The organism is Promicromonospora sp. NPDC019610 (assembly GCF_044389365.1).
In the GTDB taxonomy this organism is placed as follows: domain Bacteria; phylum Actinomycetota; class Actinomycetes; order Actinomycetales; family Cellulomonadaceae; genus Promicromonospora.
Map to the genome: position 1 here is coordinate 553,106 of NZ_JBIRXX010000002.1, position 19,908 is coordinate 573,013.

General features: G+C 67.2%; 18 protein-coding genes. 9 read left to right on the forward strand and 9 right to left on the reverse strand.

Going from position 1 to position 19,908, the window contains the following annotated elements; all coding sequences use genetic code 11:
• Positions 1-2: 2 nt before the first annotated feature.
• The gene (locus tag ACH45N_RS14010) at positions 3-1,061 is read right to left on the reverse strand and encodes an aldo/keto reductase (RefSeq protein WP_397394788.1); all 1,059 of its coding nucleotides are present in this window, start codon (positions 1,059-1,061) and stop codon (positions 3-5) included.
• Positions 1,062-1,127: 66 nt separating this feature from the next.
• On the opposite strand from ACH45N_RS14010, the gene ACH45N_RS14015 reads away from it, so the two are divergent.
• The 3 genes from ACH45N_RS14015 to ACH45N_RS14025 are packed head-to-tail and all read left to right on the forward strand — an operon-like array spanning position 1,128 to position 4,550.
• Positions 1,128-1,991, forward strand: coding sequence for an enoyl-CoA hydratase/isomerase family protein (locus ACH45N_RS14015; RefSeq protein WP_397394790.1), 864 nt, complete (start codon positions 1,128-1,130; stop codon positions 1,989-1,991).
• 42 nt (positions 1,992-2,033) lie between these two features.
• The gene (locus tag ACH45N_RS14020) at positions 2,034-3,305 is read left to right on the forward strand and encodes an MFS transporter (protein WP_397394792.1); all 1,272 of its coding nucleotides are present in this window, start codon (positions 2,034-2,036) and stop codon (positions 3,303-3,305) included.
• 6 nt (positions 3,306-3,311) lie between these two features.
• A complete protein-coding gene (locus ACH45N_RS14025) occupies positions 3,312-4,550 on the forward strand; it encodes a low temperature requirement protein A (RefSeq protein ID WP_397394794.1) in 1,239 nt (412 codons plus the stop codon).
• Here the strand turns inward: ACH45N_RS14025 and ACH45N_RS14030 are convergent.
• From ACH45N_RS14030 to ACH45N_RS14040, 3 genes are all read right to left on the reverse strand, one after another.
• Positions 4,535-5,035 (reverse strand): winged helix-turn-helix transcriptional regulator, encoded by a 501-nt coding sequence (locus tag ACH45N_RS14030; RefSeq protein ID WP_397394795.1) that lies wholly within the window; start codon positions 5,033-5,035, stop codon positions 4,535-4,537. The two genes, ACH45N_RS14025 and ACH45N_RS14030, sit on opposite strands and share 16 nt — an antisense overlap.
• Before the next feature lie 74 nt (positions 5,036-5,109).
• Positions 5,110-5,469, reverse strand: coding sequence for a winged helix-turn-helix transcriptional regulator (locus ACH45N_RS14035; protein ID WP_397394797.1), 360 nt, complete (start codon positions 5,467-5,469; stop codon positions 5,110-5,112).
• A 24-nt stretch (positions 5,470-5,493) separates the two neighbouring features.
• On the reverse strand, positions 5,494-6,345 hold the full coding sequence (locus ACH45N_RS14040; RefSeq protein WP_397394799.1) for an enoyl-CoA hydratase/isomerase family protein: 852 nt from the start codon (positions 6,343-6,345) through the stop codon (positions 5,494-5,496).
• A gap of 77 nt (positions 6,346-6,422) precedes the next feature.
• Here ACH45N_RS14040 and ACH45N_RS14045 point away from each other — a divergent pair, with 77 nt between their 5' ends.
• A complete protein-coding gene (locus ACH45N_RS14045; protein WP_397394801.1) occupies positions 6,423-6,689 on the forward strand; it encodes a hypothetical protein in 267 nt (88 codons plus the stop codon).
• 337 nt (positions 6,690-7,026) lie between these two features.
• On the opposite strand, the gene ACH45N_RS14050 is transcribed toward ACH45N_RS14045, so the two are convergent.
• Positions 7,027-7,761 (reverse strand): tetratricopeptide repeat protein, encoded by a 735-nt coding sequence (locus tag ACH45N_RS14050; RefSeq protein ID WP_397394803.1) that lies wholly within the window; start codon positions 7,759-7,761, stop codon positions 7,027-7,029.
• Positions 7,758-9,590, reverse strand: coding sequence for a hypothetical protein (locus ACH45N_RS14055; RefSeq protein WP_397394805.1), 1,833 nt, complete (start codon positions 9,588-9,590; stop codon positions 7,758-7,760). Before ACH45N_RS14055 ends, ACH45N_RS14050 begins: the two co-directional genes overlap by 4 nt.
• 820 nt (positions 9,591-10,410) lie before the next feature.
• Between ACH45N_RS14055 and ACH45N_RS14060 the strand changes: the two genes are divergently transcribed.
• Complete coding sequence (locus tag ACH45N_RS14060; RefSeq protein ID WP_397394807.1) at positions 10,411-10,887, forward strand: hypothetical protein; 477 nt, start codon at positions 10,411-10,413, stop codon at positions 10,885-10,887.
• 226 nt (positions 10,888-11,113) lie between these two features.
• Here the strand turns inward: ACH45N_RS14060 and ACH45N_RS14065 are convergent, their stop codons facing one another.
• Both ACH45N_RS14065 and ACH45N_RS14070 read right to left on the reverse strand, forming a co-directional pair.
• The gene (locus ACH45N_RS14065) at positions 11,114-11,461 is read right to left on the reverse strand and encodes a hypothetical protein (protein ID WP_397394809.1); all 348 of its coding nucleotides are present in this window, start codon (positions 11,459-11,461) and stop codon (positions 11,114-11,116) included.
• Positions 11,462-11,530: 69 nt separating this feature from the next.
• Entirely contained in the window at positions 11,531-13,645 is a 2,115-nt protein-coding gene (locus ACH45N_RS14070; RefSeq protein WP_397394811.1) for a hypothetical protein, read from the reverse strand.
• A gap of 134 nt (positions 13,646-13,779) precedes the next feature.
• Here ACH45N_RS14070 and ACH45N_RS14075 point away from each other — a divergent pair, with 134 nt between their 5' ends.
• The 4 genes from ACH45N_RS14075 (at position 13,780) to ACH45N_RS14090 (ending at position 18,298) form a co-directional block, all read left to right on the forward strand.
• Positions 13,780-14,802, forward strand: a complete 1,023-nt coding sequence (locus ACH45N_RS14075) for a hypothetical protein (RefSeq protein ID WP_397394813.1) — start codon at positions 13,780-13,782, stop codon at positions 14,800-14,802.
• 576 nt (positions 14,803-15,378) lie between these two features.
• Positions 15,379-15,966 (forward strand): TetR/AcrR family transcriptional regulator, encoded by a 588-nt coding sequence (locus tag ACH45N_RS14080; protein WP_397394814.1) that lies wholly within the window; start codon positions 15,379-15,381, stop codon positions 15,964-15,966.
• Positions 15,967-16,046: 80 nt separating this feature from the next.
• Complete coding sequence (locus ACH45N_RS14085) at positions 16,047-17,453, forward strand: amidase (RefSeq protein ID WP_397394815.1); 1,407 nt, start codon at positions 16,047-16,049, stop codon at positions 17,451-17,453.
• Between the two features lie 407 nt (positions 17,454-17,860).
• Positions 17,861-18,298, forward strand: a complete 438-nt coding sequence (locus ACH45N_RS14090) for a hypothetical protein (protein WP_397394817.1) — start codon at positions 17,861-17,863, stop codon at positions 18,296-18,298.
• Between the two features lie 863 nt (positions 18,299-19,161).
• On the opposite strand, the gene ACH45N_RS14095 is transcribed toward ACH45N_RS14090, so the two are convergent.
• Positions 19,162-19,830, reverse strand: coding sequence for a hypothetical protein (locus ACH45N_RS14095; RefSeq protein WP_397394819.1), 669 nt, complete (start codon positions 19,828-19,830; stop codon positions 19,162-19,164).
• Positions 19,831-19,908: the final 78 nt, after the last annotated feature.

The window sequence follows — 19,908 nt, forward strand, 5'->3', positions numbered from 1 at the left end:
GGCTACGAGAGCGGGCGGCCATCGGGAAGGGTGAACTGCGCCAGGGCGTCGCCCAGCACCGCGTTCAGCCTCGTCCTGGCCACGTCGTGCGGAATGCCGAGCACTGGCGCGCTCGCCTTGTCCAGACGTGCGTACTGGTCCGCGGTCGGCTCCAGGTCGAGCGCCTGGAGGTAGGAGTCGAGCTGGTCGGTGGTGCGCGGTCCGATGATCGTGACCAGTGAGGTCCGGGATCGCGCGTTCCGGGCGCGGAGCCAGGCGATCGCGAGGACTGCGGCGGGCGTGCCGGTCTCGGCGCTGATGTCCAGGAGCGCGTCCACCACTGCGGTCTTCTGGGCGCTGTCCTCGCGCTGGATGATCGACTTCAGGGTCGACAACCGCCCTTCTGTGCTGGAGCGGTACTTGCCGGTCAGCAGCCCGCCGCCCAGCGGCGAGTAGAGGGCAGCGCCGATGCCCAGCCCCTCGGCCATGGGGATGAGTTCCCTCTCGCCGTCGCGCGCGGCGAGGCTGTACTCGAGCTGAGCGGCGACGATCGGCCTGCGGCCCAGCGCACGCGTGGCGGCGACGGCCTGTGCCACCTGCCACGCGGGGAAGTTCGACAGGCCTCCGTGCAGGATCTTGCCGGCGCGGATCAGGTCGTCGAGCGTGCTGGTGATCTCCTCGATCGGAGTGACGAGGTCAGGGCTGTGCGCCCAGTACAGGTCCAGGTAGTCGGTGCCGAGCCGGGTCAGGGTGGCTTCGAGCGACCGGATGATGCTCTTGCGGCTGTTGCCCGTCTTGCTGACCCCGGTCTGGCCCGAGCTCCCGTAGGTGAACTTGCTGGCCACGACGAAGTGGTCGCGGTCTGCGGCCAGGAAGTCCGCCAGGTAGGTCTCCGACTCGCCCTGCTGGTAGGTGTCGGCGGTGTCGACAAAGGTGCCGCCGGCCTCGGCGAATCCGTCGAAGATCTGCTGCGAGACCTGCTTGTCGGCGCCTGTGGCCCACTTCGTCCCGAAGTTGCTCGTGCCCAGCGCGAGCTCGGATACCCGAAGTCCGCTGTCGGCGCCCAAGGTGGTGTAGCGCATCTGACTTCCCCGTCCACTCGATGACTCTGGCTTGCAAAATAGTAGCCAGGCGTTTAGCGTACCAGCATGGCCTTCATCGACGAGTTCCAGCCCAAGCAGTTCACGCTCACCGCAGAATCGGAGACGTTCTGGCGCGTGACCTTCACCAACCCGCCGGTGAACGTCATCGGCCCGGACATGATCCGCGAGCTCAAGGAGCTGCTCACCGAGCTCGAGACCGACCCCGGCGTCAACGTCGTGGTCTTCGACAGCGCGAACCCCGACTTCTACCTCGCCCACTACGACCTCCTGGCGAACCCGGCCGAGGCCGAGTCGCTGCCCAGCCCGACGGGCTTCGCGGCCTGGCCTGACGTGCTGGTGCGGCTGAGCAAGGTGCCGGCGGTCACCGTCAGTGCCATCCGCGGGATCGCTCGCGGCGCCGGCAGCGAGTTCGTCCTGGCCACCGACATCCGGTTCGCCAGCCGCCAGAAGGCGATCCTCGGACAGATGGAGGTCGGCTTCGCCGCGCTGGCCGGCGGCGGCGCCCAGGCACGGCTGAGCCCGCTGGTCGGACGCGCCCGCAGCTTCGAGATCCTGCTGTCGGGCTCCGACTTCGACGGCGACCTCGCCGAGCGGTACGGCTACGTCAACCGCGCCATCGACGACTCCGAGTTCGAGGAGTTCGTCGCGGCCTGGGCCACGCGTGTGTCCCGGTGGGACCCGCGCGTGATCCGCGAGATCAAGACCGCCGTGAACGCCGACACGCTGCCCGCCGACGCCAAGTTCCCGCCCCAGTCGGACGCGTTCTGGTTCGCCGCCTCGACGCCGTCCTTCCAGGCGGTGACGAAGGCACTCGTCGAGCACGGCCTGCAGCAGGACACCGACATCGAGCACCACCTCGGCGAACAGATCGCGCCGATCGCCCAGAAGGCCAACGCCGAGCTGGCCTAGTCCGCAGAAGGGCCGACGGGAACCACCTGTCGGCCCTTCGTCATGACCTCCACCTGCTGTAAGGACGGAACCACCGCCGTGTCAACACCCAGCGCGTCCACCCTGACCCATCGTCCGACACGGCCGTTCACCGACCAGCGCCGCCGGGTCGCGTTCTTCGGCATGGCATGGGTGTCCGTGGCGTTCGTCGCGGCATCCGCCGCGCCGTCGCCGATCTACGTCCTCTACCAGGCGGCCTGGCACTTCGACTCCTGGCTGCTCAGCCTGGCATTCTCGATCTACGCCTTCACCCTTCTGATCGCGCTCCTGACGGTCGGCTCTGTCTCCGACTACCTGGGCCGTCGGCCCGTCCTGATCGGCGCCGTGATCGCCGAGATCATCGCCCTGGTCCTGCTGCTGACCGCCACCGACATCGGTCACGTCCTGCTCGCCCGCGCCATACAAGGCTTCGCCACCGGCGTCGCGACCTCCACGGTCTCCGCCGCCCTTGCTGACCTGTCGCCGAAGTGCAACCGCCAGCTGGGGGCGACCGTCGGAAGCATCACGCCGCTTGCCGGTCTCGCTGCGGGATCGCTCGCCTCCGGGCTGATCATCCAGGCCGTCGACGCACCCATCCCGGTCGTGTTCACCACGCTGATCGCGATCCTGCTGGTCGGCCTTGCTCTCGTCCTGGTCGCTCCGGAGACGATCCCGCGCCACCCGGGAGCCGTGCGGTCGCTGTTGCCCCGGCTGCACGTGCCCGCTCGGTCGCGTGCGGCGTTCCTGGCCAGCTCGTTCCTGAACATCGGCGTGTGGCTGACGACCTCGCTGGTCCTCGGCCTGTTCCCACAGATCAACCGCGACGTGTTCAACATCCACAGCGGCATCGTCAACGGCGGCATCATCGCTCTGCTGACCGGTTCCGGCGCGATCGCCGTCGTGCTCACGCGCTCGTTCACCGCACTGCAGAGCGCTCAGGTCTCCGCAGTGGCCCTCGTCGCCGGAGCCGCGATCGAGGGGGTCGCCGTCGCGACCGTCGACGTGTGGCTGTTCGCCGCCGGGGCTGTGATCGCCGGAGTCGGGGCCGGCGTCGGTTTCTCCGGTTACATCCGCCTCGTCATCCAGACCGCCGAACCAGACGACCGCGCAGGCGTGTTCTCCGCCATGTACGTTGTCAGCTATCTCACCTTCGGTATCCCCGTCATCATCGCCGGCATCGTGCTCGGCACGTTCGGCACAGGTTCTGCCGCCATCGGGTTCTGCTGCCTGACCATCGCTGCGTCCCTCGCGGGGTTGCTCGTCATCAGGCGCTACACCCAGAACCTGAAGAGGTAGCCCACGATGAGCGGCGACATCATCGCGCGCGCGTTTGTCGGGCTTCTGCGCCGTGACGGTGAGGAGGCCGAGCGGGTCACCTATGTCGAGCTGTTCTTCGACCTCGTCTTCGCGTTCGCGATCACCCAGATCTCCGCGGTTCTCGGCGAGCACCCGACGCCGCTCAGCATGCTCGAGGGCCTCGTCGTCACGCTCGCGGTCTGGTGGGTCTGGGTCTACACGGCATGGGCCACCAACTGGCTCGATCCCGGCCGGCGGCGCGTGCTCTGGCTGCTCCTGGTCCTCACGGCAACGGGACTCGTCATGAGCATCGCGATCCCGTCCGCGTTCGAGGACCGAGCAGCGCTCTTCGTCACCGCCTATCTGACCTACAGCTTCAGCCGCACCCTCGGCGTGCTCGGAGCCACCCGCCGGGCCGCGCCCGCCATCGCTGCAGGGCAGGCCCGCATCCTGATCTGGTCCAGCGCCTCGGGGGTGTTCTGGGTCGCCGGGAGCTTCGCCGACGACCCATGGCTGAGGCTCACTGCCTGGGCGGTCGCGGTCGTGATCGAGTACACCGGCCCGTGGTCCATGTTCTGGATCCCCGCCCGCGGTCGTTCCCGGTGGGACGCGTGGCGCATCCGTGGCGGCCACTTCTCCGAGCGCTCCGCGCTGTTCATCATCATCGTTCTCGGCGAGTCGATCCTCGTCGTCGGCCGGGGGCTGACCGACAACGGATTGACCGTGCCGGTGGTGTTCGCGGCGTTGGCCGCGTTCGCCAACGCCGTGGCGATGTGGTTCCTCTACTTCGCACACGGGCAGGATCGCGGCCAACGCTATATCGCCGGTCACGAGACCACCGGAACGGTCGCCCGCACCTCATATACCTACCTGCACGCGGTGCTCGTGATCGGGCTGGTGTTCTCCACGCATGGTTCGGAGCTCGCGTTGGAGGCGCCGGCAGATCATGCTGACCTGACGGTGCAGACCCTGATGTTGCTCGGCACCGCCGTCTACCTGGCGGGGCTGCTTGCCTTCAAGGTCTCCATCGGAGTACAGACGGGCTGGATACCCACGCACGTCGCCGGAATCGCCGCTCTGCTGGTCATGTACGGGCTCGGTCTGGCCCACGTGATCGATCCCACCAGGGTCGAGGTGGCCCTGCTCAACACCGCGGTACTGCTCCTGGTCGTCATCGGAGACGAGCGACTCTGGAGACGTCGTGCGGCCAAGGCTTCCTCGCCGTTCGGTCAGGCGGCTTCGTAGCGCGGATGCACAGGGGTGTTCACGAACTCGATCTCGTCGACATCCTTCAACACCGACGGGTCCTCGACAAACCCGACACGGAGCCTCTTGTGGTCGTGCGACGTCTCGCGTGTCTGGGTGACCCCACGCTCCGGAGGGATGTAGTCGTCACCCCACTGCCCCAACGCACCGAGGACGACGAGCAACTGCTTGCCCGCCTCGGTCGGGTGGTAGCTCATACGGGGACGCGAACCCTCGACGCGATACTCCCGCTTCTCCAGGACCCCCGCCTCCACCAGTTTCTTGAGCCGCGTGGTCAGGATATTCGGAGCAATCCCGAGGGCGTCGATGAACTCGTCAAAACGCGTGGCGCCGTTGGTCAGCGACTCGCGCAGGATCAGAAACGTCCACCGCTCACCCACAATGCCGAGGGTGCGCTCGATCGAGCAGAACGCGTCCTCGGCGGGGGTCGTGACAGGCGGACGTGTACTCGTGGAACTACTCATGGACCAAGTCTAGGCTGGGTTTCTGGATGAAAGCCACCCCGGGTGGCCCCCCTCACAGCTGGTTAGCGCGCTGGTTATTGCGCGAACCGGTCGGCCCAGTCGCCGAGTGCGCGCAGGATGATCACGAGTTGCATGCCCTGCTCGCTGAGGTGGTAGCTGAAGTGGTCGGTGCCCCCGAGGGTCGCGTGACGCTCGTTCATGACCCCGGCGGCCACGAGCATGTCGAGTCGTTCTGCGAGAGCGCGTGTGCTGAGGCCAGGGATCTGAAGGAAGTCCTCGAACCTGGTGGCGCCGGCTATCAGTGACTCACGGAGCACGAGGAACGTCCAGCGCTCCTTGACCATGTCCACCGTGCGCGAGAACGAGCAGGACCCTTCCTCGACCGGGGGAGCGGAGCGGTCAGCCTTCATCCGGTTCACGATCTCGTCTCTCATCAGGTATGCCGTCTCTGTCGAGCGTCATCGGACGCGCGGAGGTTGCTCGGGAACGTCGAGCCGTCCGAGTGCGTCACCCAGGTTGAGCTCGGTCTCGGACGCCTGCTGCAGGCCCTGTGCGAACAGCTGCCCGGCGCGATCTTGGGTCTCCGGGCGGCTCGCCGAGGCCCAGAACGCGTCCATCTGCGGCGGGAACTCCTCGTCGGGAGCCAGGGAGGCCGCATTCACGAATGCCTTGACCTCCTGAACGGCGCGAAGATCGAACTTCGAGACTCGCTCGGCGAAGGCCATGACGAATGCATTGAGCTCCGCGTCCGGCAAGGCACGGTTGACGTAGCCGTATCGTTCGGCCAGCTCCCCGTCGTAGTCGCTGGCGCCGACGAGGATCTCCAGGGCACGGCCCCGGCCGATCAGCCGCGGCAGGCGCGATGGCGTTCCGCCGCCCGGCACCGCACCGGTGCCGACCTCGAACTGGCCCAGGACGGCCTTCTCGCGGCTGGCGAACCGGATGTCGGTGGCGAGCACGAACTCGCTTCCGGCGCCCCTGGCCCGACCGCGGATGGCGCTGATCGTGATCGCGGGAACCTTGCTCAACCGGATCAGGATGTCCAGCCACGGGTGGTACCCGGTCGGCCCCGCGGGCAGCGAGTTGACCAGCTCGGGGTCGGCCGCGATGTCCCAGTGGGCGAGGAAGTAGTCCTCGATCGCGGATTCGAAGATCACCACAGAGACCAGCGGGTCCGACTCCAGCTCGTCAAGCAGCTCACGCAGCTCGACGACCATCCGCGGCCCGATCAGGTTGATGGGAGGCGCGTCGAAGGCCACGCGCCACAGGGCCGGAGACGTCCGCGTCACGCGGATCTGCTCGTAAGTCATGCGCGCACCGTAACCACCTAACTATCAAAACGCAAGGCAGGGTGTAGGGTGAACGCATCGACGAAAGGAACGGCGACATGGCGATGATGATCGCGACGGGCAGGATCGACCGCCCCGACCTGCTCACGGCAGAGATGGTGACCGCGGAGAACGCGGCCCTCGCAGAGCTGGGCCGGACGGGGGCTGTGGATGCCGCCTACCTGCACGAGGGGCGCACCGAGGTGACGATCATGCTGAGCGCTGACGATGCGGAGTCCGCGGCGGCAATCCTCGAGCGGCTGCCGTTGGTGGCCGGCAAGCAGATGAGCGTGCACTACGCGATCGTTCAGCGGCGGCTTGTGTAAGGCGGCTCCCACCCTCGCGCAGGTGGCCCGAAGGCCGACCACTGAGACGCGCGTGGGGGATCGGCGTCGTTTCGGAGCGTATCGAGGATCCGGAAATGCCCCGGCCGCAACTAAGTTGGCGCCGCTGCACGGTCAGGTGGCGCCGTCTCCCGCCGCGAGACCAACTTGCTCGGTCGTCGGGTAACCTCGAACCCGAAACCAGGGTGTGCTTCCCATTGGGTGCTGAGGCATGCGAGATCGCAATCACACCCGCAGACAGGCGATTTGCGACCACGCAGGCCCGCCTCCTCCGGGGGAGTTGCGTCGTCCGGGGATGCGCGGTCTCGGGATCGCATTCCTAATCGGTGCCGCCCGCAGTTTCGGTGCCCGTGTCAGAGTTCTGGAGCGCCGCGATCTCGCGTCGGAGTGCCTGTGCCTCGTGGGTGTGTTCGTTTGCGTCGAGGACGTTGGCGACACTGATGAGCACGGTGGTGAGCTGTTTCGCGACGGGCCGCAGGTTCTCCGGCTGGGCGTCTGTCCGCCATTCGATGAGCCGGGCTGCTTCCTGGGCGAGCGGGAGGGCTGCGGCGGGGTGCTGCACAGTGAGTTGCAGTGCGGCGAGACAGGCGAGGGATTCTGCCAAGGCGGTCTGAGCGTCGTTGCTGGGGTGACGAGTTACCAGGTCGCGTCGAGTGCTGATCGCTTCTTCGTAGCAGGCGAGGGCTTGACTGCTGTTCCCGGCGTCGTGGTGGGCGGTCGCAGTCTGGTGCAGTGATCTCGCGAGGTCGCCGATGTGGCGTTCGGGGTTGGTTTCTGCGAGCCGGCGGCGGATGTCGACTGATTCCTGGCCGGGCCCGATGGCCTCGTCCGGGCGGGTGTCGTTAACGAGGCATGAGCTGAGTTCGGTGAGGGAGCGGGCGAGGAAGACGAGGTTGCCGTCAGGGTTGTCCCGGGCCAGGATCCGCCGGATCTCCACCGCTCGTTCGATGTTGGGCAGCGCCTCGGCGGCTCGGCCGAGCATGTTCTGCGCGATGGCAAGGTTCATGAGCGAGCGCGCAAGTTGAGGGTTTGTTCGTTCCAGTTCGCTGCTCACGAGGAACTTGTTGATCTTGACGGATTCGCGCAGCGTGAGGATGGCACGCTCGGGCAGGCGGCTTCGTGATAGCGGGCACCGAGGTCACACAGGGTGCGGGCGAGGTAGGGCAGGCGGTTGCGGCGGTCGGTCTTGGGCAGGTGCTGCTCGAGGCGTAGGGCTTCCAGAGTTGGTGCGAGGGCCTCGTTGGCTTGCCCGAGGTCGGACAGGACGAGGCCGAGGTACCGCAGCGACGCGGCCAGATGTGGTGCGTACTTGCCGGGTTCGGTCGCGGCTAACTGACGCCGGGCCCGGATGGCCTCGCTGAGCGGTTCGAAGGCTTGGGCGTTTCGGTCCAACCGGTGCAGGCGTGTGCCGATGTCATGTAGGACCCAGGATCTCCGGGCGGCATCACCAGGGTCGGTCAGATCGAGGATCCGGTGGAGCATGGACAGGTTGGACCGGGTCAAGAGCTCAGACGGGTACGGGAACGCCGGCGAGATAGAACGTAGAAGTTCCAGATCTTCGGGCAGGCCCGAAAGGGTGCGGTCCAGGAGACGGATTGCCCGCGCTCGGACGTCGTGGTCGGAGAAATGGTCGGCTGCCGCCCGGGCGAGGACGGCTACTGCGTTGCGGGCCGTTCGCGCATCGAGGTTGTCCAGTAGAGCCGAGGCGAGAGCGGGGGCGGCGCTGAGTTCGTTGACCAGATGCAGCTCGGCCATGCGGTCCGGCTGCAGCGTGCCGATCCAGTGTTCGGTGTTGTGTGTCGGATACAGGTCACGTAGCCATCTGAGCACTTTGGGAGTTGCGGCGCTGGGATGGACCCGTGCTAGCAGTTCGAGGGCTTCGGACTCGTTGGACGGTGGTGCGAGGTAGACCGCGGCGACCACCCAGCGCAGTAGCTCGATGGTCAGACCGTCGGGTCCGTTTGCGAGCCCGGCACGGTCGGCGGTGCCGATCCAGTGCCGCTGCTCGTGCCCGAGCAGGTCGTTAAGAACCATGGCGACGTCAACGTCCAGGGGTTCGTCACTCCTCTGGCCGGCATACGTGCGTTGAGCACGCAGGACCGCGACCAGGCTTGCCGCGTGCAGGTCAAGGACACGGCCACGAAACTGATGGGTCCCGCGTAGCTGGACCTGTGGCGTGGGGATCCCGAGTTGTCGAGCGAACGCGGCCGCGGCGGCGTCGACGATCTGCTGGTCGGTGATCTCCGTGTCGATCCGCACCGGGAGGTGGTTGCCGTCATAGGCGCCCTGGATCAGTTCCCGTACCTTCGGCCCACCGACGGTCAGGCGTTGCCACCATTCCCCGGCCGTGCGAGCGATCAGCAGTACACGTACTTCGCTGGGATCGGCGGCGATCTGTCGCACGAGATCGTCGAGCTCGTGACGGGTGTCGGCATAGTCGACGACCAACAAGATCGGTCTGTCTGTGGAACTGCGAACACGTGCCAGGATCGTCTGTTCCTGCTCTTCGCCGACCGCCACGCACACCCACCCGCGACCTGTCAGCCGATCCTTGAGCTCAGCGGCGAGACGACTCTTGCCCACGCCGCCCGGGCCAGTGATCAGGCGCAGCGGAGAGCCCTCGCCCTGGCACCACCCGACGAGACCTTCCAGCTCGACGGCCCTGCCGTGAAAGGGGACGACTTGACGGTCCGGCGCCAGCAGACTGGACGGCCCGCCGGCGTCGAGCAACAAGACTGAGGACTCGACAACGGCTAAACGTGCCGCGCGCCGCTTTTCCTGTTCCTCCGCCCACCGCGCGACGAACGGCACAGCGGGGGAGACGCACGCCGTGATGAAGCCGACGATCAGCCACGGCACACTGCCTTCGGCCAGCGTGAGCACCCCAGCACCCACCGCTGCCACACCACCCGCGGCCAACCACCACCAAGGCCGTACGCGCCCCTCAACCATACGACATATCTACGCGAAATAGCGCAAAACATCAACGAAATTGCTGCAGAAACATCTCGGCCTATGGCGCTAATAGATGCATTCTCATATTGCCCTCGGTAATCGATGGACGTAACGCTCGTCGAGCCCCAGAGCGCCGTACCAAACCCAGGCGCACGTCAGCCTAAGGAACCCGTGCGTACGACCGCTACCCGCAACCGGTGTGATGGATGATGGAGCGCGCGACCTCGGAATTCCTCGCGATACCGGCTGGATTCGCCAGCCACACCATCAACCGGGAGGGTCAGGCTGGCCGAGCCTGGATCGAGCGACTCCCCGCAGATCGTGGGCCGGCTTCTCCGGGACTGGCAGCTCGCAGTCATCGGTGCGCCGATGTCCTGGATGCCCCCGTGATGCATCCGCCCGCGCTTGGCTACCTCCGTCCTTCATCTCGACGGTCGCCCCACGACACCCACCTGACCTCGGGTGTTGCGACCAGCGGTTGAGCCCAGGCAGTTCAGGTCCCAGAAGTTCGGGCCGAACTGTGCCGCCATGACCTGGTCGGATCGATGGGGCAGGTCGTCCTCGACCGGCGACAACGCCGCGATTGCGATCCACGAACTACCGATCCAGCTCGAACCGGGGCACGCTGTCGTTCAGCGTCTCACCAGCAACGACGCTGGAACGCGGACCTCTACCGTCCCTTCTCGCTCGACCTTGCTGACCGGTACATTCGTCTCACTTGAAATCGAGCGCTTGGGTTGGCGAGAGCATGCTGGAGATCCTATTGACGACAGCCGCCGGGGCTTTGTCCGCCACGCTCGGCGTGATCGTCGGCGGCATCGTGACGCAACGGGCACAGGATCGCCATTGGCTGCGTGACCAACAACTTGACGCCTACCAGGAACTGCTGAGCCACTACGCCAGGTTCACGATGGAGCTCCGCAGAGCGCATGGCGATCAGCGCGGCTGGGACTACGACTGGAGCGAGTGGAGCGCGGCCCTGCTGCGATCGAGCCTGGTCGCCCCCGCCGATGTTGCGGCTGAAATCGACAGCTTCGGACGGTCCATAGATTCATTCCTGGACCAGGTGGCGCGGAGCCACGACCCACGACTCGATCCACTCAGCCCTGAGGCGTTCGAGCAGGCAAGGCGGGCACCAGCTCAGGCGCAGATAAGACTGGTCAACGCCATACGAAGCTCCCTGAGCCGCGACGCTAAAGGACTGCCCGTAGGGATCGGCGGGTGAAGCATCCATGGCTGATGTGTCGACAGTGCTGTTCAGCGGTAGCCGTGTCGCCGGTATCGCGAAACATGGCCCGTGATGAGGTCGTGAGCGAGCGCGATATCCCCGGGTTCCAGTGTGCGCTTGGGTACCAGGATCGGGGTCGGGGGCCTGTTGCTGGCGCCGTAGAGCAAGAACACCTTCTCGGTCTCGACCGCAGACTTCACAGCGTCCCATCTGTGCGTTGAGGTCACTGCCTCTTGTTCCACAGTATCCCGTCCGCGTCGATCCTGCAGACTGTTGGGTTCCGGGCGCTCGCTTGCTTCGCCCAGAGCCGCCGAGGTACCACGCTGGGCACGAGGAGGTTCCAGACCAGCGCGGCGATCGTGGCGACGGTGAGAGTTATGGCAAGGGTGCGAGCCGCTGGATAGTTCCACGATCCTACGGTCAGCGTCAGCCCGACCACGGAGGAACCGGTGAAGTAGATAGCCATGCGGCGCGGCACGAAGGTCAGCTGAACGAACTCTGTGACGTCACCGAGTTCAGGAATCCATTGGACGGTGATCTGCGATCGCGCGGTTGGGGTTTCGGGATCCACGGGACGAGGCTCCCAGCGAGACCGCTGCCTGGATAGGTGACAGGGTCACCTATCCAGGCAGCAGTCATCTCACATGCCCCGGTTCGTGACCTGAAGCATGGTGACTGCATCGAGAAGTCGCTGATGCAGACGGTCGTCGGCCCAGACGAGGTCGTCCCAGTCGCCGGAGGTGACGATGCGCGCGTCCTGCTCCGCAAGGGTGCGCAGTGTGGGGACGGCCTCGGCGTCGCCCATCTCGACGAGCAGGTCTGTGGCGTCGATGCTTCCCCACGGGCCGGCGATCTCCTCGAGGAGGACCGGTGTGAGGCTTGCTGCAGGAGTGCCGGCACGCCAGAGCGCACGGGCCGCCGGGACTCGTGCGAGCGCACTGAAGGCACCGGCGCGTTCCATAAGGCGTTGCAGCACCGGCACAAGCAGACCGAGGTAATCGGACGGGAGCTCCGCACAGAGCTCGGCCGCTCGGGCCGCAGGCCGATCCCCGCTTCGCAAGATCGCCTCAAGGGTCGGGGCCACGGCATCGATGTCCTCGACTGCGCGCCAGACGATGCGCGCGCTGGCGACCTGGACCTCTCGGTCGGGGTGGGTCTCGGCAGCATGGCCGGTCAGGTAGGCCAGCAGGCGCGGGACCAAGGGCACGGCAGCGCTTCCGAGGCCCGCGATCAGGTTCAGGTCCCAGTCGGTAAGCCGCTGGCCGCCGTCCAGGAGCTTTGCGGCCACCGCGACCAGCGGCGCGGGATCCCCGCACACGTGGTGCAGGGCGTGCGCCGCCCGGAGCGCGGCAAGACCGTCTCTGTCGGCCGCCGCGCGGAGCGCAGCCTCAGCGTCACGGGCCGCCGGGCCGATCGCAGCCAGCGCCGCGGGAGCGACGTACGGAGCCACGGGCAGCGCGCCGACGAGCACGTCGACGGCGGGTGAGGCAGCAGGCCCCCAGCCCTGGAGCACCGCGACGAGCGGAGAGGGGCCCTTCGGCCAACCCGCGGACGTGGCCCACTGATCGCGCTCGTTCGCTGGGGCTTCGAGCACGGTCGCCAACCGGTCGCGGACGACGGTCAGGGCGTCCGGGGAGAAGGACGGGACGTTGTCGCCGAGCAGACGCAGCGCATCCGGCGACTGGCCACGTTCCCATGCCGCCGTCAGCGCGGGGAGGACGCGGGCGTCCCGGAGCCGGGTCAGGACGGCGATCGCCATGTTCGCCGGCCCACGGTGGTCGGCGACATCACCGAGCGCCAGGCGTTCCAGCTCCGGCGCAAGGCCGGACGCCGCCTGGCCGGCAGCGGCTGCCGCCGCGACGGCAGCCGCTACGACGCCGGCGTCGTCGTCAGCCAGAAGGTCGCGGAGCTGTCCGACCGAATCCAACGCTGCCGACCGGCTGGCGCGCGAGCGCCGACCAAGGTTGTGGGCCTGGCCGATCCGACTCTCGGCGGCCCCGGTCCCCATCATCGAGATGATGTTCCGCGCGGCAACGACGTCGAGGCGTTCGATCACACCGTCGAATCGTGCGAAGGACTCGGTCCAGGCGCCGCTCCACTCCGCCTCCCGCCCGATCGCGTGCGCGAGGCTCTCCCACGCCTCAGCAGGCACCGCGCGCCCGGCGTCGAGAAGCGCGTGGGCGGCTGCGAGCGGGACAGGAAACGGCTCGCGCAACCCAGCCTCGGCGACCGGAAGCCCGGCGGCGGGCCGGACCGCGCACAGGCCCAGCACGATGCCCGCCCGGACCTGCGGCTCGTCCTCGACGTCTCGCCGTGCGGCAAGGGCAGCCGCAGCCTTCTCCCCACCGCCCGAGTGGGCGACTGCGTAGGTGGCAGCCTCTCGGACGGCGCTCTCGGGGTCCGCCAGCAGCGGCAGCAGCGAATCCGAGTGGGCCTGCAGCGCCCTTCGAACCGCAGGCAGGGCGGTCCCGTCGCTCATGTTGGGGTCTCCGAACCCACCCAGCGCGAAGCACAGAGCATCCCGGTGGTGAACAGCTCGACCCGCGGCCAGGTCCACGATGAACGGCACCGCCGCCGCGGTCACGGGATAGACCGTCCCCTGGTGCCAGATCGAGGAGAAGAACGCATCGAGCGCCTCGCCTGCGACCTCCTCGTCGGACGAGGCAAGACCTCGCAAGATCTCGACTGTGTCGCCCGCGGGGCCATAGGCCCCGTCCAAGCAGTTCCAGTTGATCGTGTCCAGGTCCTCGAGCACCGCGCGAGCCTATCCGCTGCCCGGCCAGCGGCCGACCTCCGTGCATCAGCGCCGAGACCAGACCGGAGGCCCTGTGCTGAGACAACTCGGACATGGTTGCCAGCTCGAACGCGCGGAGTATGCTCGCGGCCACGATGACTGAGTTCCAGCGCGACCGTTCCGTTGACAGCGCCTGGTTCGCCAAGTTCGCGAGGCACAACCGCGATCGCACGACGCCGAGCCTGGTGGTCGTGATGCTCACGGTTTGCGCGATCGCGATGCCTACGACGTGGTTGTCGGTGGAGCACTTCCGTACCTTCGCGATCCTCGATGAGCGTGGCGTGACGACGTCGGCCAAGGTCGTTGCGCTGACCAGGGGTGGCCGGGGGCCACACGAAATCACGGTTGTCCCTGACGACAACACTTCAGTGAGCACCCGCCTGCGCCACTGGCCCCGCGACACCAACGTCGGGGACACGCTGCCGATCACCTATGACCCGCTGAACCCCGGCCGGATCGTCGCGACGGATGCGCCTGTCGTCGACGCGTGGATCGCCACGACCGCGCTGCTGGAGATCGGCGCACTCTGGCTGGTTGTGGCCGTGGTGCCGCCGGGCGTCGCGCTGCTACTGCGCCGGGTTCGTGACCCGGCCTGGCGCCCTCGTCCAGATCCGGACGCGCCTGGCGGCAAAGTTGGACTGCGGACGCACCGCAACCCGCTCAGGTGGGTACCGGCTGGCTGGCACAAGGTCGGTGACTGGGCGCGTGAGGTAGGCGCCTGGAAGTCGATCCTGATTTTCGTCTTCCTGCCGATCACGCTGACGTGCTTCGGCGTCGGATTCACCGTCCAGGAGGTCCGTGGCCTGGTCGCCCTTGAAGAACGCGGCGTTCCTGCCCACGCAGAGGTCGTCGGCTCGGAATGGGCCGGCAACCACCAGGAGGAGCTGACCATCCGGGTCGACGGGGAGGAGGCGTGGATCAGCCGATGGACCGGTGTGCCACGAGACGGCGATCCGATCGACGTGATCCATCTGCCTGATGATCCCCAGGTTGTTCGCCAGGTCGACGTCTTCCCATGGGGGCATGAGGAGTTCATCTGGGCGTTGCTGGGCCTCGCCGGGATCGTCACGGTGCCGCTTGTCGTGCCCGCGGCGATCAGCGGCCTGCTGCGACGATAGATGTGCCGCGCGCGCTGAGCGTGAGGGACTTCCGTACGGACTGGTGAGACCCGACGCGTCGGGCCGAGCGTCGTCCATGCGATGGCGGCGTACTCCTGGCCGCGGCACGCCCTGGCCTGCGAGTCGGCGTGCGCGCCGCTACGATCGGTGACGATCCAGCAGTGTGTGCTTTCCATTGGGTGCTGAGGCGCGCGAGATCACGATCGCACCCGGAGCGCGCCGCAGCGTCACGGTGATCTTGTTGACGATGTCCTCCCAGTGGGCCGATCGAGTCAATGTGCTCCCGCTTGGGCTGAGTCCCTACAAGTGCGCCGTCGGAAATAGGCCTCCCCAGGCTGTGCGCAGGTGTGTCGAAGTCCCACCGAGGAGGGCTGGCGTTGTGGGCTGGGTACATCTGATGGGCGAGAGGGCCAACCAAGATCACGCAGACCATCCCCTCAGACCCTCGGGTCGAACCCGCGCCCGCGCTGACGCCATACCCGCCCTGCAACAGTGAGCAGACTCCGATTCGAGTAGCGGCTCGTCGGTGCTCATAGACTGTAGACGACTGGTCTAATCCGATGCTACGGTCGACCCATGGCAGTCACCCGGGTGGAAACACGCAAGAGCCTCCTCGACTCCGCACGGCGGATCGTCGCCGTGAAGGGCTACGCAGCAGTTGGCATCAACGAGGTGCTCGCAGAAGCCGGCGTCCCGAAGGGGTCGTTCTACCACTGGTTCAGCTCCAAGGATGCCTTCGGCGAGGCGATGATGGAGGCCTACTTCGACGAGTACCTCACGACCATGGACGCGATCGTCGCCGACAAGAGCAAGAGCTCGGCGGAACACCTGATGAGGTACTGGCAGAACTTCTACGACCTACAAGCCGTCAACGACTGCCAGGGCGGATGCCTGGTCGTCAAGCTCGGCGCGGAGATCGCCGACCTGTCCGAGGCCATGAGGACCACGACGAAGGTCGGGACCACGGCGATCATCGACCGGCTGGAGCAGATGATCACCGACGGCGTCGCGGACGGGTCCGTGTCCGTCGACGACAGCCCCCGCGCGACGGGCGAGACCCTCTACAACCTGTGGCTCGGGGCCAGCATGATGGCGAAGGTTCACCGCAGCCCGGCCTACCTCGACAACGCCATGACGGTCACCCGTCACATCCTCCACATCTGACCGAACACCCACCGATGTCCTAGCAGGTCCATCAATAGTAGACCGATCTAATAGTGACCGGCTGACCAAGGGAGAGCATCATGAAGACCGACCTTATCTACTCCGACGCGAGCGAGCTCGCCGAGCTGATCCGTACCAGAAAGGTGTCGTCCGCCGAGGTGGTACAGGCGCACATCGACCGCATCAAGGCCATCGACCCGAAGGTCAACGCCGTCGTCACGCTCGTCGACGGCGCTCTGGAGGCCGCGCAGGCCGCGGACGACGCACTCGCGGCCGGCGCGGAGGTCGGGCCGCTGCACGGAGTGCCGTTCACGGTCAAGGACTCGTTCGACACCGCCGGGGTGCTGACCCAGCGCGGTTCCCCGATCTTCGCCGGGCGCGTCCCGAGCGCGGACGCCACCAGCGTGGCACGCATGAAGCGGGCCGGGGCGATCCTCCTCGCGAAGACCAACCTCCCGGAGTTCTCGTACTCGACCGAGTCCGACAACCTCCTGTCGGGCAGGACCAACAACCCCTGGAACCTCGACCGCACGGCAGGCGGTTCCAGCGGTGGAGAGTCCGCGGCGATCGCGGCCGGCATGTCACCGATCGGGCTCGGGAGCGACCTGGCCATCTCGGTGCGCGGTCCGGCCGCCCACACCGGCATCGCCGCCCTCAAGGCAACACACGGCCGCATCCCCATGACAGGCGTGTGGCCGCGGGCACCGCGCCGTGACTGGCACGTGGGCCCGATGGCCCGCACCATCCGCGACCTCGCGCTGGCGTACTCGGTACTCTCCGGTCCGGACGGCTCGGACGGTTTCTCCGTCGTCCCGCGGGAGTTCGACGCCGGCCTGGGCACATCGCCGGACCGGCCCGTCCGCGTCGGCTGGCTGGTCGACTCCGGACTCGGCCCGATCGACCCGGAGGTCGCCGCCACCGTGCAGAAGGCTGCCGAGGCGCTGGAGGGCGCCGGCGTACAGATCGAGGAGGTCAGCATCCCGGCGTTCGAGCGGGACAACCCCCTCGACCTCTTCTACCGGCAGCACGTCATGGAGGTGAAGCCGGCCTTCCGCGAGGTCACCGCCGGCCACGAGGACCAGATGTCCGAGGTCTCCCGGTCCATGCTCGCCAGCCCCGACACGTCTGTGGAGGACTACGTCCTGGCCGAACAGGGCATCGAACGTCTCCGGGACGCGTTCACCGAGTACTTCCAGCAGTACGACGCCCTCCTGCTCCCGGTCCTGCCCGTCCCGGCCCACGAGCACGGACTCACCCACTTCACCATCAACGGTCAGACGGTGGACGCCGCGCACATCCAGACGGCCACCATCCCGTTCAACCTGACCGGGCTCCCGGCTCTGTCCATGCGGTTCGGCACGAGCAGCGACGGCCTGCCGATCGGTGTGCAGCTGGCAGCGAGCTGGCACGCCGAGTCGACGATCCTGCACATCGCGTCCCTGTTGGAGTCGCTCAGCCCGGTCCGTGACCAGCACCCCACCATCTGACAGCCGCGAGACGCGGATACGGGAGCCATCGGGATCCGTCCGGAATTCTGACCAGCCAGAATGGGTCTGACCAGGTCGGACGGCCACCACCCCGGAGATCAGACAGAGAAGTACTTCGCTTCCGGGTGGTGAAACACCAACGCGGCCGTCGACCACTCCGGATGCAGCCGCAGCACGTCTGGCTAGCGGCCGCACCTTGCATCTTCGTTTGAGCGTGCTCGTTCAGTGGCTGTCCTGCCTTCGCCATCGAGTCGACCCGCGCTTCGGCAGCGCAGGGGTTGTCTTGCCGGCTCTGCGCGACGGTGAGAGATCCGACGCTGACTGTGAGCGACTTTCGGTGCCATGGCGAGGCTCGCCGTCTAGCATCCGAATGGAAGGCATTCAGACCTGCAAACGAGGGAGTACCGATGAGAAGGATCGGCATGCTCGTGGCCGCTGCAGTGGCTGTCCTCACTCTTGTCGCTGCGCCCATAGCCGCTGTGCCTACCGTTGCCGCAGCGGCGCCGGCGAGCGTTGCCGCCTACCCCACCTCGGACTTCCTGGTCAGGGACGGCACGGGCGGCTACTTCGCTGGCACAGTCACCTGGTACAACCGCTCAGTCAACGTCGCGGGAAGCTTCAACGCCAGTGGATGCGATCGGGTATACGCGTCCTCGCACGATACGAGAAAACAGCTTGACGAGAGAAGCACAAGCCTTCACTGCGGAACTCAAACCTACGAGAGCTTCCCCCTCGACGCGCCCGTTCCTGGTGGGGCAGCTCTCGTCTACATCCAGATAGCGGGTGCGGATGGGCGCATACAAGGCTTCACGAATTGCCAGCGTGTGACCTTGATCTGCGACTAGTACTACAGCCGTAGATCGGTTCGGTGGGCCGCGGTGACGCTCTCCTCGCGTCGTTGGAAATGAGCGCGGCGGGCACGATGCTGATGGCGTCGGCGCCATCGAGTCCAGGTCAGGACTACCGGGGTCTTGGCCGCCTTGCTGTTCGAGGTAGGTCGGTGTCGGTATCAAGGGTCCGGCCCGTTGCGTCCCGGACGAGGTTCCACAAGGGCTTGCAGGTTCCTGCAAGCTGCGTCGGAGGTCGGCAACCGCGAAGAGCTATACCGGATTCGTCAGCGCGCACCCAGACTCTTCCCGCGGCTCCAAGTCCTCATGGTTCAGCCTGGCGTGGGTGCGAAACAGTCAAGCGACGAACAGTTGCGCCTCATTACCGGCGCAGCCGCGTACGTCAAGACCGTTACGAAAGGCGGGTTCCACGTTTATTGCTCGGTCGGAACCCCACTCGCTCGAGCCTGACAGGACGCCCTCTGGTGATACCCAATCAGCTCGCACTCGTGGGTACCGCGCGCTGCTTGCGCGCCCAGGCGTCACAGAGAAGGTCAAGCCGCAGCTCGATCTGGCCGGATCGGGCTCCGATGTTGCGCAATCACACCCCGGGGTTCGTCGTAGGCGGAGGTCGTCGCTCGCGGCTGCTACCTGATCGCGATGCCCGGTAGTCGATTCCGAATCCGTACCGCCGTCGACTGGCTGCTCGGTGTCGTGCTCGGCCGCGAGTCCGTCTTGCTCGACACAGCCGCCGCGCCGACGACGCCCGACCGTCCGGCGGAAGGGAGTATGGGGAGGCCGCGGCGGGCGCCCTGCTCGTCGCGCTTTATGCGCGGGGACCGGCCGGCCGTGTCGCAACCGCGACGCGAGTCTCGGCCGTATCAGCGCCGGTTGTCCGCAGTAGCTTGCTGGACCAGGCGGTTCAGGACGTCCAGCTCGCCGTGTTCGTGCCACGCGAGACGTCGCAAGACCTTCACGCTGGTCCAGCTCCCGTGCTCGTCCCAGGTCGCCGTCAGGTCGGGAGCCATCCGTGCCACCTCGCGGCGCACGTGCACGCCCGACTCCTCCAGCTCTGTCACGAGGTCGCCCGCCCGCGGACGCGTCGGCAGCCCGAGCAGCGGCAGGTAGTAGCGCGACTCGGTGTCGGCCAGGTGCATCGCGAGCTGCCCCACGGTGTGCCAGGACGCGTACGTCGGCAGCGTCCGGGCCGGATCCTGGTAGGCCAGGACGGCGGCCGGTGCCGAGCGGACCAGCGCTAGGGTCCTGGCCCGGGCGCCGCCCAGGATCGCGAGGGTCGCGGCACGTTCGGCCTCCGATGCCGGGGCGCGGTCCCGGTCGAACACCGTCTCGTCGCCCGTCTCGGCCCGGTCGACCCGCTCGACGACGTCCAGTTCCCCGGCCGCGAGCCCGCACCGGGCGGCCAGATCGGCCACGGCCGCGGCGTCATCGGGCCCCTGGCCGCAGGCGCCCCAGTGCGCCAGCTCGAACGTCCACGCGGCGGACCAGCCGTCCTCCGCCATGCCCGCCCTGGTGTCTACATACACCATCATCCTGGTACGCCTCCTTGCCTCAACCAGTGGAATCCGCATGATCGCCGGCGTGGAGTCCTGCCAGCTCGTGGACAGGCC